Origin of the sequence: Rhizobium sp. BE258, from assembly GCF_031457345.1 — a bacterium.
Taxonomy (GTDB): domain Bacteria; phylum Pseudomonadota; class Alphaproteobacteria; order Rhizobiales; family Rhizobiaceae; genus Rhizobium.
On the sequence record NZ_JAVDWL010000004.1, the window covers coordinates 588898 to 601421 of the forward strand.

Annotated in this window: 11 protein-coding genes; all 11 read right to left on the bottom strand. The window is 55.9% G+C overall.

Annotation, left to right across the window (positions count from 1 at the left end; all coding sequences use genetic code 11):
• Positions 1–11 precede the first annotated feature (11 nt).
• The gene (locus J2X43_RS17405) at positions 12–1304 is read right to left on the bottom strand and encodes a polysaccharide biosynthesis/export family protein (RefSeq protein ID WP_310295721.1); all 1293 of its coding nucleotides are present in this window, start codon (positions 1302–1304) and stop codon (positions 12–14) included.
• Positions 1305–1333: 29 nt separating this feature from the next.
• Entirely contained in the window at positions 1334–2017 is a 684-nt protein-coding gene (locus J2X43_RS17410; protein WP_310295723.1) for a sugar transferase, read from the bottom strand.
• A 212-nt stretch (positions 2018–2229) separates the two neighbouring features.
• Positions 2230–3006, bottom strand: coding sequence for a glucose-1-phosphate cytidylyltransferase (rfbF, locus tag J2X43_RS17415; protein WP_310295724.1), 777 nt, complete (start codon positions 3004–3006; stop codon positions 2230–2232).
• A gap of 62 nt (positions 3007–3068) precedes the next feature.
• Complete coding sequence (rfbC, locus tag J2X43_RS17420; protein WP_310295726.1) at positions 3069–3659, bottom strand: dTDP-4-dehydrorhamnose 3,5-epimerase; 591 nt, start codon at positions 3657–3659, stop codon at positions 3069–3071.
• Between the two features lie 17 nt (positions 3660–3676).
• Positions 3677–4756, bottom strand: a complete 1080-nt coding sequence (locus tag J2X43_RS17425; protein WP_310295728.1) for an NAD(P)-dependent oxidoreductase — start codon at positions 4754–4756, stop codon at positions 3677–3679.
• A gap of 44 nt (positions 4757–4800) precedes the next feature.
• Positions 4801–7182, bottom strand: a complete 2382-nt coding sequence (locus J2X43_RS17430) for a GNVR domain-containing protein (RefSeq protein ID WP_310295730.1) — start codon at positions 7180–7182, stop codon at positions 4801–4803.
• Positions 7179–8144 carry a glycosyltransferase family 2 protein gene (locus J2X43_RS17435; RefSeq protein ID WP_310295732.1) on the bottom strand — a complete coding sequence of 322 codons (966 nt, stop codon included), beginning with the start codon at positions 8142–8144 and terminating at the stop codon, positions 7179–7181. The genes J2X43_RS17430 and J2X43_RS17435 overlap by 4 nt, the downstream gene beginning before the upstream one ends.
• Entirely contained in the window at positions 8134–9072 is a 939-nt protein-coding gene (locus J2X43_RS17440) for a glycosyltransferase family 2 protein (protein ID WP_405049604.1), read from the bottom strand. The genes J2X43_RS17435 and J2X43_RS17440 overlap by 11 nt, the downstream gene beginning before the upstream one ends.
• Positions 9069–10061, bottom strand: a complete 993-nt coding sequence (locus J2X43_RS17445; protein WP_405049605.1) for a glycosyltransferase family 2 protein — start codon at positions 10059–10061, stop codon at positions 9069–9071. Before J2X43_RS17445 ends, J2X43_RS17440 begins: the two co-directional genes overlap by 4 nt.
• A 12-nt stretch (positions 10062–10073) precedes the next feature.
• Positions 10074–11258, bottom strand: a complete 1185-nt coding sequence (locus tag J2X43_RS17450; RefSeq protein WP_310295739.1) for a glycosyltransferase — start codon at positions 11256–11258, stop codon at positions 10074–10076.
• Positions 11258–12082 carry a family 16 glycosylhydrolase gene (locus J2X43_RS17455; RefSeq protein WP_405049618.1) on the bottom strand — a complete coding sequence of 275 codons (825 nt, stop codon included), beginning with the start codon at positions 12080–12082 and terminating at the stop codon, positions 11258–11260. Before J2X43_RS17455 ends, J2X43_RS17450 begins: the two co-directional genes overlap by 1 nt.
• Between the last annotated feature and the right edge of the window lie 442 nt (positions 12083–12524).

The following is a 12524-nucleotide window of genomic DNA, read 5'->3' on the forward strand; positions in this document are numbered from 1 at the left end:
GGGCCGGTCCGTTACGATTTTTCGTTGGCGATCGTCACCTTGACGAGGTCACCAGGTTGGACGGTCGTTGCTTCATTTGCGGGAATTTCCTGCACCTTGCCGGAGACCGTGCGCACGATCGTGTAATTGACCAATTTATCTGCATCGACGCCCGTAACCAGAGCAGCGTTAGGAGCGTTGACCAGCGCCTCTGTCATCAACTGTCGGTACATGTTCATCTGAAGCGCGTTTTCATCGAGCTTCGACTTTGTCTCCTGCATGTCCAAAGCGATCTTCGACTTGCGTTCATTTTTCAAGTCGATCGTATCGAGCGCTGCTTTGTTCATCTCCTGCTTTGCGCGCAGCGAGGCGGCATCAAGGTCGAGAAGATTGGCTTGAGTGTCAGCAAGCGTCGTCTCAAGACCAAGCGCCCGCGAACTGACGGCAAGACCCTGGTCTACAAGCTTGGCGGTCTTTTCGAGTTCTTTTTTATAGAGGTCGACCTGACGGTTCTGATTGTCGACCTTTTTATCGAGTGAGACGACCTCGCTGCTGTAGAGGGTCTGAAGTTCGTCAAGCCCCTTCAGTCGAAGATCGAAGGCATTCTTGTTGGTTTCCAGGATGGCCAGTTCATCGGCTACCATTTCGTCAGCGCCAGGAACTTGGGCAATCGCTTCTGGTGCCGTCACTTTCTGCTGCTCGGAGCCTTCCGCGGTCAGGCGTGCCTTTTTTGCCATCAAGCGGGCGCGTTCCGTCACCAAAACGTCATAGCTGCCCCTGGCATTGATGAAATCGCGCTCGAAGCGCTGCCCTTCATCCAGGCCGCGGCGCATACCGCCAGCCAGACTGACCGCCTTGAGAACGGTCATTTCCGGATCGTAGGGGTATTTGCCGGGCGTATGGACCTCACCTGCGACAAAGAGGGGACGAAACTCGATGATTTCGACCGACGCGGCAGGGGCGTCGGCCAATCCGAATTTGTCCTGGAGATTTTTTGAGATCTCCTTGGCAATGTCGCTTGTCGTTTGCCCGATGGCCTTCATTTCACCGGCAAATGGCAATGCGAGATCGCCGTTAGGTCCGACGATATATTCGCCTGTAATCCCTGGCCATTCCCTGAATTGACCTTCCGCCGTTTGCCATTCGACGACCTTGATGCTGACCTTGTCCATGATGCCAAGCCGATACGGTTCGGCACTTGCGTTGGCGGCGAACGCAAGCTGTACCGCCAACGCAGACAAGATGCAGACGATCAACCTGAGCGCGACTGCGGCGACGGTTGGGCCAGTCACCGACCCAGTGGCAGAATCTGGAAACTGAAGCATGATGCGCTTCCTTTTCTGGAGGAATTTTCCTAACAAGCTCCCTTGGCGAAAAGTACAACGGGGACGGTTTTAAGTATAATCCACAGGTCCCCGGACAGTGTCCAATTCTGCACGTAGCTATTGTCGAGGCTGACACGCTCTTCATAGGTGGTGTCGCTGCGGCCGCTCACTTGCCATTTGCCCGTTAACCCCGGCCGCGAGCTGAGATAGCTGTCGGCATATTCGCCGTAGAGCAGCATTTCTTCACCGATGATCGGGCGGGGCCCGACAAGGCTCATATCGCCTTGAAGAACGTTGATCAGCTGCGGCAGTTCATCGAGGCTGAGCTTGCGAAGCACGCGTCCGACCGGCGTAACGCGGACGTCGTGTTTAAGCTTTCTGGTTGCGGTCCATTCCGCAAGCGCCGCAGGGTTTGCCGCCAGATGGGCCGCGAGCTTGGCGCTCGAGTCCGGCACCATCGTGCGAAACTTCAGGCATCGGAACGGCTTTTCATTGTGCCCGACCCGCAAATGACCGTAAAAGACCGCCCCTCCATCGGAGAGTTTGACCATCAGCGCGATCAGCGCCAGGAGCGGACTGAACAGGACAAGCAAAACCATCGTCGCGCCAATGTCGAATATCCGCTTGCGCAGGCCCCCGAGCGGTTTGGCCGGACGGACCTGCCTGCAGTCGGCAATGGCTGCGACTTCACCAATTTTCAAATCCTGCTTCATCATGAAGCTCCTACGCAAGCACACTAAGGAACTGTTAACTAACGCGAATACAAACGCAATATTTCATTTATCGAAAACGGTAAAATATACTTTGGTGTTGCCGAAAAATTCCAGGTTAGATTAACGGCAATGCTTAATTTAACCATTTCAACCCTTGAAAACGTGATTCTTATTCACGTTTCCGATTTTTCATGCAAGTCAATCGAAAAGCGTCACGCCCACAACTTCCATGGCGCCTTGCCACTTTCCCACATGTTCTCGAGCACGATCTTGTCGCGCAGTGAATCCATGCTTTGCCAGAAGCCCTGATGCCAGTGCGAACCGACCTTGCCCATATGAAGGGCGCGTTCCATCGGACCCTCTTCCCACATCACATCGTCACCATCGATCAGCGAAAAAACGTCCGGTTCACAAACGAAGAAGCCTCCATTGATCAGGCCACCGTCGCCGATCCGCTTTTCGCGAAAAGCGTGAACGCGCGTGCCATCTTCCGACAAGCCGAGCGCCCCATAGCGACCAGGCTGCGTCACGGCCGTCAATGTGATCCAGTTGCCGTTTTTCTCGTGGAGAGAGACCGCCTCGTTGATATTGGTGTTGGAAACGCCGTCACCATAGGTCAACAGAAAGCGCTCATTGCCAATGACATCCTGCGCACGCTTCAGCCGTCCGCCGGTCATTGTGTTCAGGCCAGTGTCGAGGACAGTTACTGTCCAGGGCTCGACAGAGGGGCGCACCCAGGTAAACGACCCCGACGCCAGATCGACGGTGAAGTCGCTATTGAGCATGGCATAGTTGATGAAGTAATTTTTGATATACTCGGCCTTGTAGCCGGCCAACACGACGAAATCGTTGAAGCCGTAATGCGAGTAGATCTTCATGATATGCCAGATGATTGGCCTTCCACCGACCTCGACCATTGGCTTGGGTCGAAGTGTGGTCTCTTCAGAAAGCCTACTGCCGTAACCGCCGGCAAAAATTACAACTTTCATGCTCGTCCTCATTTACGTCGAATAATGATTTCAGTCAGTTGCATCCGGATTGCGCGGCTGCATCATCCAGCAGGCACCGGCTCGCGCGGCCAGAGGTCGGCAAATGTGCCGATCCCATGCCAAGACGGATCGAAGGCTGGCCAGCTTTCGTCCTTTAGAGAGACTTCCCGCGGTTGCCTTGGCCACGCGATGTTGAAAGCCGGATCATCGAAACGAATGCCTCGTTCCGACGACGGCTCATATTCGCTGCCCATCAGATAGAGGATTTCTACATCATCCGTCAGCGTGATCAGGCCATGGGCAAACCCTTTGGGCACATACATCGTCCGGCGGTTAGCCGCTGTGAGGACGTCGCCATAGGATTGGCCAAATGTCGGCGAATGCGGACGAAGATCGAGGATGCAATCGTAGATCTCTCCCCGCAGGCATCTGACCATTTTCGTTTCGCCATGCGGTTCCAGCTGGTAATGCATGCCCCTTAGCGTTCCGGCCTTGGCACTTAAGGTGATATTGATCTGAGCGATATGTGGATTGATCCCTGCCTCAGACGCTTCGAGTGTGCAGAATTGCCTTGCAAAGAAGCCACGTTCATCGCCGCGGACCTCGAGGTCGATGACAAATGCGCCGGGCAGGGGAGTGGGTATGTATCGCATAGCTATCGGTCACCTTTTCAGGCAACACTCCTCTGGCGCATCAGGGGCTGTTGGTCTTCGACTTTGACAAACCGCAGGTCGCTGGAGAGCGTGCCGGCATCGATCGCACCCGACAGGACATTCAGGCGCACGAGGCCAGAATTCCTGTAATTGGCGTCTCGCAACCCATAGGAACTGAGACCTATTTTCAAATCTTCCACTGCTTCGGAAAGTGTCACCAGCGGCTGATGGGACGGGGCGATAGAGCGGTAGAGATCAAAATTGACCTTATAGCTGCGCCGATCCGGCGGTGCGTCGCGATTTATATCGACCGTTGTTCCGGGGATCGCCTGCGCGACGGCATCCGCAAGCTCACGCACCTGATAGTTCCAGCTTTCAGTCCCGACGTTCACCGCAAGGAAACGCTCGCCATTGCGAGCCAACGACCACTCGATCGCGCGTGCCATGTCCCGTACGTGAATAAGCGGACGCCATGGCGTGCCGTCCGAAAGCACTGACACCTTGCCGGTTGTCAGCGCCGATGCGACGAAATCGTTGAGAACGAGATCGAGACGGGTGCGACCGGAAAATCCGCACGCCGTCGAAAATCTTAGTGCGCTTACACGCAGGCCTGTTTCGCGGGCTATCTCTGCAAGACCGATCTCGGCAGCTACCTTCGAGCGTGCGTAGGCAGTCAGTGGATTGAGCGCGTCTGTCTCGCGGCGCGCGCCACCTTCGGCAAAGCCGTACATCGAGCAACTTGACGCAAACACAAATGCCTTGACTCCCGCCTTTGCAGCCATTGAAGCGGTTTTGACGGTCGCCCGGTGATTGATCTCATCGGTGACAGCCTCGAAACGTCCACCCATTGGGTCGTTGGACACGGCTGCCAAGTGCACAACGGCATCGACGCCCTGAAAAACTGCCTCAGGCAAGTCACGCACATCGGCAAAGACCTGGCTGTCGAGAAGCCGTTCGGGAAGCGCCTGCTGGGTCAGGCAATGCGCAAAAAGGCCGCTATCGACACCGACGATCTCAGCACTGGGAATAGTTTGCCTGAGATGAGCGGTGACCGTCGGCCCGACATAGCCCATGTTGCCGGTGACAAGGATTTTCATGACATTTACTCCAACACGATCGGTTGCTTGTGTTCGTTCTCTAATTACTTGGTCAGTCGAAGATTGCGCCGTCTGCGTGTGCGCGTTTTCATAATCGGCTCGCTCTGCTCGAGGTAGTAGCTGGAATAGCGGTTGAAGAGTGCTTCAGAACTGCCGAGGCCGCCATAGGTGGAAAGCTTTTGCAGGTCGGCTTTGTTGAGAACGGCACCCAGCAGCTTTGCTGCGATTGCCGGCTCATCTTCCAGCGTCGATTTGAGAAGTGCACGTGGCGTTGCACCCCATTCCGAGACAAGCAAAAAGCCATCGGCTAACGGTTCAAAAGCCTTGGCGTCAAAGACGGGTCCGATCGGAGGCAGATCGACGACGATGTAATTGTATTCGCCACGCGCTTCCTCAAGCGTAATCGCCATTGCTGGGCCGGAGATCATCTCGCTTGTGTTGAAAACTTTCACGTGTCGTGGTGTTGCCAACACGCTGACATTGCTTTGGTGATCCACGACGACGGTGTCGCGCCAGTTTACACTGCCGTTCAAGGCCTCGGTCCAGCCGGTATCAAAGGGAATTCCAAGCCCTTGCGTCAGTGAACCCCGGCGCAGATCGGCATCGATCAGCAATACTTTAGCCGGACTGGAGGCCAAGAGGCAGGCAAGGTTCGCCGCGATCGTGCTCTTACCCTCGCCCGGCAGCACCGATACGACGCCAATAACCTTGCATCCTTGTGTCCCAAGCATCGCGTCGGTGACTATTTTCGCATGTCTGAGCGTTTCGGCGAATTTCGAGCCACCTGATTTGATCGCAAAGCGCATCGTCTCGACATCCGGATTGGCAACGAGAGTGGTAGGATCATCCGACGAGGGACGCAATGCGCCTGGTATTTGTGGCAGGTAGCCGAGGAATTTGACGCCGAGCATGGCTGTCAGCTCGTCGCCAAGGCGGAAAGTGCCTTCGCGTACCTCACGCCAGAAGCCGAAGCCCATGCCAAACAATGCCCCGAGAATCAAAGAGCCTGCAAGCGTTAGGCTCCGCTTCGGGCTCGACGCGTCCGTTGGTGGCGAGGCGGGCGAGATCACCCGTGCCGACGATATCGGGAAAGACTGGTTCTGCGCCGTTTCCTGGTATTTCGTCAGATAGGTCTTATAGAGATCGCTGATGGCCTCGGCGTTACGCTCAAGATCCTTCAGTTGCACCAGTGACTCGTTGGCCGCCGAAGTCTGTCCGGTAATCTTCGACAAGCCCTCCTTGAGGGATGCTTCACGTGACATAGCCACCTCGTATTGGTTGCGGTAGCTTTCGGTCATCTGCTTCAATTCGTCGAAGATCTGCCGGCCGACGTCATCCTGCTCCTTGCGAAGCGCCACCGCCTGAGGATGCTGCGGGCCGAAACGGCCCTCGATTTCCTGCGCGCGCTTGATAACGTTGAGATAGCGGGTTCTAAGCGTTGCAATGACGGTCGAGCCGTCTTGGTCCGACACCGTTGCGGCATTGTCAACTGCATTCTGCTGACCGGCTGCAACGATCGCCTTATACTGGTTGTAAAGCGCCAGAGCCTTGGCACTGTCTGCTTGGGCAAGGATGTATTGCGCTGAAATGTCCGACAGCTGTTCCTCAGACAGCAGCGATCCCTTTGTCGAGGTCAGTCCGTTGTCGGCGCGATAGCGCTCGACACGCAGAGCGGCCTCCTGGCTCTGGTCCTTGAGGTCCGTCAGGCGCGTACGGAGCCAGACGGTCGCACGCTGAGAGGCCTCGAAATTGGCGTCGAGCTTGTCTGACAGATAGGCCTCGGCGTAAGAGTTGGTGATCATCGCTGCAAGGGCTGGATCCGTGGAGGTAAAGTAAAGGTCGATGACGTAGCTTTGCGGCTGCTGCTCGACCCGCAGATTTTCCAGCAGGACGGCGATGGCTGTTCCCTTGCGTACATTGAGTTCATCGACCGATCCGCCATCTCCTGACTTGCCAGATAGCAGGTCCATCGTGCCCTTCGCCAGATTCTTGACGTGTTGCGTCATCGAAACCGGCGGATTGATAAATTCCGGGATGTCGTAGAGCTTCTTGGTTTCAACAACCTTGGCCGCAAGCGAGCTCGATTTCAGGATCGCGACCTGGCTCATGATTTTCTTGTCTGCCTCCATATTTGCTGGCGCCGGAGAAACGTCGCCAGCAAATCTGGACAGATCATCGTCAATCAAAATGCTTGTACTTGCCGTGTAGTAATAGGTCGCGAGAGCAAGCTGAGCGACTCCGATCAACAGACCGATTGCTGCAAAAAGTGCGACGATCTTGGCCTGGCGGCGAGCGATCTGCATGACCCGCTCGACATCGATAAACTTCTCTTCGCCTGCCTCTTGAGCGCGCAACGGGGATGACTGTGTCAGGAACGGGCGAACGGCGTCCTGCGCAATTTTGGCTTTTCCGATCAGCTCGTTCATTTTGATAGATGCCTTGGTGCCGAGGGGAGGGAAGATATTGCCGCCATTGACGACTTCAGTCGTGAAACGACGGGCATTCTGAGAAGCCAGGTTGCTGCCGGATTTGCAGCAATCTCGCGAAGAGCACCTCCAAGGCTTTTTGCCTTTAATTCATCGACGATCCGTAGATAGGCAAACGCCCGTTTCAGATTGGTCGTGCGCCTGGCCTGTGCGGCGTCCGCTTGCTGGGACAGCTTGTGTCTCGCAAGAAAACGTCGATCCCCATCGAGCATCGCTGCGACGTCGGAACTCTTCATCACATGGGAAACTGAGCCGGCCGCAGACGTGTAGCGATAGCCCGCAACGGGCTCGACTAAACACACACCCCCAGACGCCAAGATCGACGCCATGAACAGGTAATCTTCACCGATCCGCAGATTTTCATCATAGCTAATACCGTGGTCTGCAAGAAAGCGTCTGCGCACGAGCGGTTTGACATAGCCGAAATTGAATCGCCCGCTAAACACCATATTATGGTCGATGAAAAACGGCAGCTCGAGGCGTGGCATCGAGGCAAGGTGCCCGATGTCGTAGAGCAAGCGCTCGCCATCGGACGAGTGAATGACGATGTTGTCCACGATCGCAGCCACAGCTTCGTCGTCCCTTGCAAGCAATCTCTCGCTACGCCAGGCTTCGATCGTGTCGTCGGCATCGAGGATGCTGATCCAACGGCCTGTGGCATGCATAATTGCCGCATTACGGGCAGCGGCCGGGCCGCTGTTGCGATCCATGCGCAGATACCGGACGCGTTCATCGTGCTGTGCGATACGCGCAATGACGCTTGCCGATCCGTCGGTTGAGCAATCGTCACAGACCACGACCTCGACGTTCACGCCCGTTTGCGCCAACGCGCTCGCGATTGCCCGCTCGACGCTGTCTTCAGCGTTGTAGGCTGCTATGACATAGGTAATATCAGGCGCCATGAGGTTTTTCTCTCCCCGTCGCCAACGCCTGGCCGTAAAGTGTCAGAGGTCTTAGTCCAAGTGAGCCGGCAACCACACCTGCATGAAGAATGCCACGCAGTACAAATCGCCAGCGGCTGACCGGATTGGCGGCAAAGATCACCGCGCCCATAAGGCATATGCCGGCCTTCGCCGACGCCAATACCGCTGTGGGTAAAGGATGAGTCCCCCCCAATATAAGTAGACGCGCATGCGTTTGGCCTGAGCGGAATCGACGGCGCGCAAGCCAGCCGAAATTCGTCCTTTCGCGTGTGACAGGCTCCAGGACGATGGCGCCTTCGCTATACGCGATGGCGCCGCCGGCCCGGAAAACCTCCGAGAAAAATGCCGTATCTTCGCCACCGCTTCGGCCGAGGGACAGGTCAAACCTGCGCCCAGCAATCGAGGGCGCGTGCCTGTCGATCAATGCGTTGCAGGTATAGCCGGTGATGATTTGTCCGTTGACGACGACGGGTTTTGTCGAATGGAAGTCTGCGCGTGCCATGAGCGGATGGGCATCGCGTCCGTAGATGGCGCGCACGGGGCCGAGTACGACGGCCGCTTTGGTCTCGCTTGCCCGCAAAAAGAGTGCCGACAACCACTTCGGCGTCACCAATTCATCATCGTCGATGAACGCCAGGTAGTCGCCGCTTGCCGCATCGAGACACGCGTTGCGTGCGATCGAAATATTGGAGGCTGGACTGTGAAGATAGACCAGCGGAAACGGTAAAGCAGCCTTCTGGCTCTCAACCAGCGCCCGTGCACTGGGCGTCGTATCATTGTCAGAAACGATAACACGAATTGCAATGCCTTGAGGCGTTTTCAACTTGGCGAGAGAAGCAAGCGTCTCGCGCAAAAACGGCCGTCGGTACGTGCAGACAGCAATATCGATCTCGACCGTCGCCATCATGGCCTGCCCCCAATGGGACGCCGCAGGATTTCGAACCAGAAGCCGGTCGACCACGCAAAATGCATCACCATCGCCATCAGGCCAGCAAGCGGTCCATTTGGCATATCCTCTCTGATTTTGAGGTAGAAGCCGTAGCCGACGCAGGTGATCGCCCAGAGGAAGGCGGGCAACAAGGCTGCCCAGAAGAACAGCGCGAGACCTGCCCCGACAATGGCAGGTGCCACCGCGAGAGGAAGTGCCTGGCGCGGTGCCGGTATGGTCTTATGCTTGCGCAGGTTTTTCGCGCGACCCCTTCCATAGTTCAAATACTGCTTAAACAGGGCACCGATGCTGGCGCGCGGATGATAGACCATCGCCGTGCGCCCGCTCATCCAGATCTTATAGCCTGACTTCTTGAGGCGAAAATCGAGCTCGGCATCCTCGTTATGCGCAAAGGTCTCGTCATAACCGCCTACGGCAAGGAAGGCTCGCACGCGCATCAGGGCGTGATGTCCGTGGTCGACATAGGCACCTGTCGTGGAATTGCGGTGCGCCGACCCGCCATTGCCAATCTTCGAATTCTGCGCAACGGCTGCTGCGCGCTGCACGCTGTTGAAGCCAATGGTCTTGAGCGATACGACGATCGAATCTGCATCGGTTTCGCTGGCATCCGTAATGAGGTCGAGGCAGTAATCGTCGGGATACTCGCCATGCGCATCCATCCGAATGAAATATTCGAACTGATCGCCAAACCGCGCAACAGCCAGATTGATCGCCGCACTCTGCAGCCGCTTTGGGTTGTTGAGGAGAACGATGCGCGCATCATGTGCGACAGCTGCCTTCACAATATCTTGCGAACCGTCCTTGCTGCCGCCGTCAGCGACAACGATGCGCCAGCCATCTTCCGGCAAGGCGTCAGACAGCCTCGATAGAAGCCCACCAATATGGTTCCGCTCGTTGAGGCAGGGTATGACGATGAGGCAGCAGTCGGTGATTTTTTGGCGAGGCATCATCGATCCATTCTATATAGCGAAGGAAGAGCTGGTGGAGACTGCGTCGGAACGCTGTTCGCCGGGTAAGGGGCGCAAAGAGCCCAACCAGGCGACCAATTCCCGACATTGCGACGGGCCGTACACCCAATTGCTTTTGTCAAGAGCTGCAATGTTGCTGGCAAGCTTGCGATAGGTCTCATAGGTCATGCCATCGAAGATGCGCGCCAAGGCAAATGGCGTCACATCGTTGATGGTCATTCCGATCCCGCGGCTATTGAGCGTTGCAGCAGTCTGCGTGCCGTCAAGGGCGATCGGCACTGCTCCATAGAGGCATCCCTCATAGAGCCTGTTGGGCAAAAGCCACTTGGAATTTTGACCCTCTTCGAAGCAGTCAACGGCCCAAGCGAAATCGACTTCGCCGTAGATTGCGCTGAGGTCCTCCGGATTGCGGTAGGGTCCCTCGAAACGCATGAATGGTTCAGCAGCGATCTCGGCATCGAAATCATCAAATTCGCGATAAGCGGGTCGACCGCGAAGGATGATTTCGACCCGACCTCCAGCCATGCGCGAAAAGTGAGAGAGAAGCTTGAACGACTTGCGGCAGCGAAGCGCGCCGAACCAGCCGATACGCCAGGGACGATCGTCGCTGCGCGGCAAGGCTGAAACCTGCACGTCATCATCGAGCTGGACGACCTTATTCTCAAGCAGATGAACGGGCGCGCGCAACAGGGAAAGGCTATCGAAATAATTCGTCTTGAAGGCTGGCGAACTTGTGATGACGGCGCATACATGGCGGCCGCACCAGCGTTCAAGAAGCCGCATTGCCTTGCCGACCCCACCTTGTCCAAGAAGCAGCCGGTGGATGTCAAGGCACTCAAAAACAACGGGGACCGGCTCGCCGGTGAGCCTGTTGACCTTGCTGGTCAACGACAGCGTCTCCAGATTTCTGGCAATGATCACATCAGGCTGCGCCAGATCTTTCAGGATCGAGCGAAGTTTTCGTCGTGCTTTTAAGACGGCGAGGCAGCGCTGGACAAAGTGCCCGTCCTTGGTCCTTCCGATCACGCGCGGAAAGACGCCCTCGATGTCATCAGGAACGGCAGCACGGGCAAATCCGACGATATCGACACTTGCGCCACCCTGTTTGAGAGCAATGACGCGCCGCCGCACGGCGGGATCAGTCAAATCGTGAACGAGGTAAAGGACGTGGGTCATCACTGGCCTTCCTTGACCTCATCAGACGTGCGCGTGGCGATGGCGTCGTTGCACGTGATCGAAGCTTTGAACAGGCAGCGCTGGCCGGCTGCGGTGAAGGCAATCCAATCAACTTGCATCGACGCAGGGCCCGAATAGGAAAATGGGCCCATCCAGTTCGTCAGCGTGTCGGTCCCCCATAGCGACAGGAAGATCTTTTGGCGCGCCGTCGGGATGACGGCCTTGTCGGTCACATCCTGCACAAGGTTGCCATTGACGAAATAGCGCAGTCGATCTGTCTCCCAAATGAATGCAAAGTCGTTGAAATCTTGATCGGCAGGGGCATTAAGTGCAACGAGCTTTTCATTGCCGCCCTTTGCCTTGACATATTGGTTGACCTGGACTGCACCAAGATCCTTGCCGAGGACTTCAAAGTCGATCTCGTCGTGTTCCTGCTGATCAGCCGGGCCGATGAAGGAGAAGAACGCAGAGTTCAGGCCAGAGCCCGTTGCCGACTTCAGCCGTGCCTCATAGGTGCCATGGCCGAAAGCCTGCCGCGTCTGGATTTCACCGCACAGGAACGCCTTGGACTGCTCATTTTCTTCGAGGCGTAGCGTCAAGAGACCAGCCTTTGTCGAAATCATCGACTGCGACCACGTGCAGTTTTGATGCGGCCCGTTTGTCCAACCGTCGGAAATGTACCAGAAGTTGGCGTCAACTGAGTCGAAATCCTCGAAAAACGAGGATCCAGTGGCTTGATGTCCATCACCGGGAGTTGTGCTGTCCGCCGTAGCTGGAGACGCAGCTGCCAATGCCGCGCAGGCCGTGGCGGCCGCCAGAGCCATCCATTTCTTTGCTGACCATTGATTCCAAAAGCTCAGATCGAAGCACATCATAAGAAGCCTAAACGACAACGAAAAACAAATGCACGTCTTCAATGGCGCGTGTACGCCAAGGCTTAACTTTCGATTCTTCTTGTAACAGGAAAGCGAAACCGGCGCGGCGAACCGCGCGTCAAGTTTCAATTCCCGGCCTACACACCAAAAGAGTGTAACACTCGAATATCTATTCGATCAATCGAGTCACGTTCCGTCCCTAGACGAGTGCATAGGTATTTATGTTCTTAAGGTATTCGAGAATAATCGTAGTGGCAACAGAAAATTAACGCCGTTATCTGCTAAAATGTTGATTTTATGATTAAGTTTCAAATCGATACATATTGTGATTTGCTCTTGGTTCGATATGAGACAAGTAAACAGCATCCGAGTCTTGATGTCACTTCGCTAT

What these genes read in the sequence shown, in the direction of transcription:
- J2X43_RS17445 (WP_405049605.1), bottom strand. Translation starts at nt 10,061, where the DNA reads ATGCCTCGCCAAAAAATCACCGACTGCTGCCTCATCGTCATACCCTGC.
- J2X43_RS17425 (WP_310295728.1), bottom strand. Translation starts at nt 4,756, where the DNA reads ATGAAAATCCTTGTCACCGGCAACATGGGCTATGTCGGGCCGACGGTC.
- J2X43_RS17405 (WP_310295721.1), bottom strand. Translation starts at nt 1,304, where the DNA reads ATGCTTCAGTTTCCAGATTCTGCCACTGGGTCGGTGACTGGCCCAACC.
- J2X43_RS17410 (WP_310295723.1), bottom strand. Translation starts at nt 2,017, where the DNA reads ATGAAGCAGGATTTGAAAATTGGTGAAGTCGCAGCCATTGCCGACTGC.
- J2X43_RS17455 (WP_405049618.1), bottom strand. Translation starts at nt 12,082, where the DNA reads ATGGCTCTGGCGGCCGCCACGGCCTGCGCGGCATTGGCAGCTGCGTCT.
- J2X43_RS17435 (WP_310295732.1), bottom strand. Translation starts at nt 8,144, where the DNA reads ATGGCGCCTGATATTACCTATGTCATAGCAGCCTACAACGCTGAAGAC.
- rfbC (WP_310295726.1), bottom strand. Translation starts at nt 3,659, where the DNA reads ATGCGATACATACCCACTCCCCTGCCCGGCGCATTTGTCATCGACCTC.
- J2X43_RS17450 (WP_310295739.1), bottom strand. Translation starts at nt 11,258, where the DNA reads ATGACCCACGTCCTTTACCTCGTTCACGATTTGACTGATCCCGCCGTG.
- J2X43_RS17430 (WP_310295730.1), bottom strand. Translation starts at nt 7,182, where the DNA reads ATGAACGAGCTGATCGGAAAAGCCAAAATTGCGCAGGACGCCGTTCGC.
- rfbF (WP_310295724.1), bottom strand. Translation starts at nt 3,006, where the DNA reads ATGAAAGTTGTAATTTTTGCCGGCGGTTACGGCAGTAGGCTTTCTGAA.
- J2X43_RS17440 (WP_405049604.1), bottom strand. Translation starts at nt 9,072, where the DNA reads ATGATGGCGACGGTCGAGATCGATATTGCTGTCTGCACGTACCGACGG.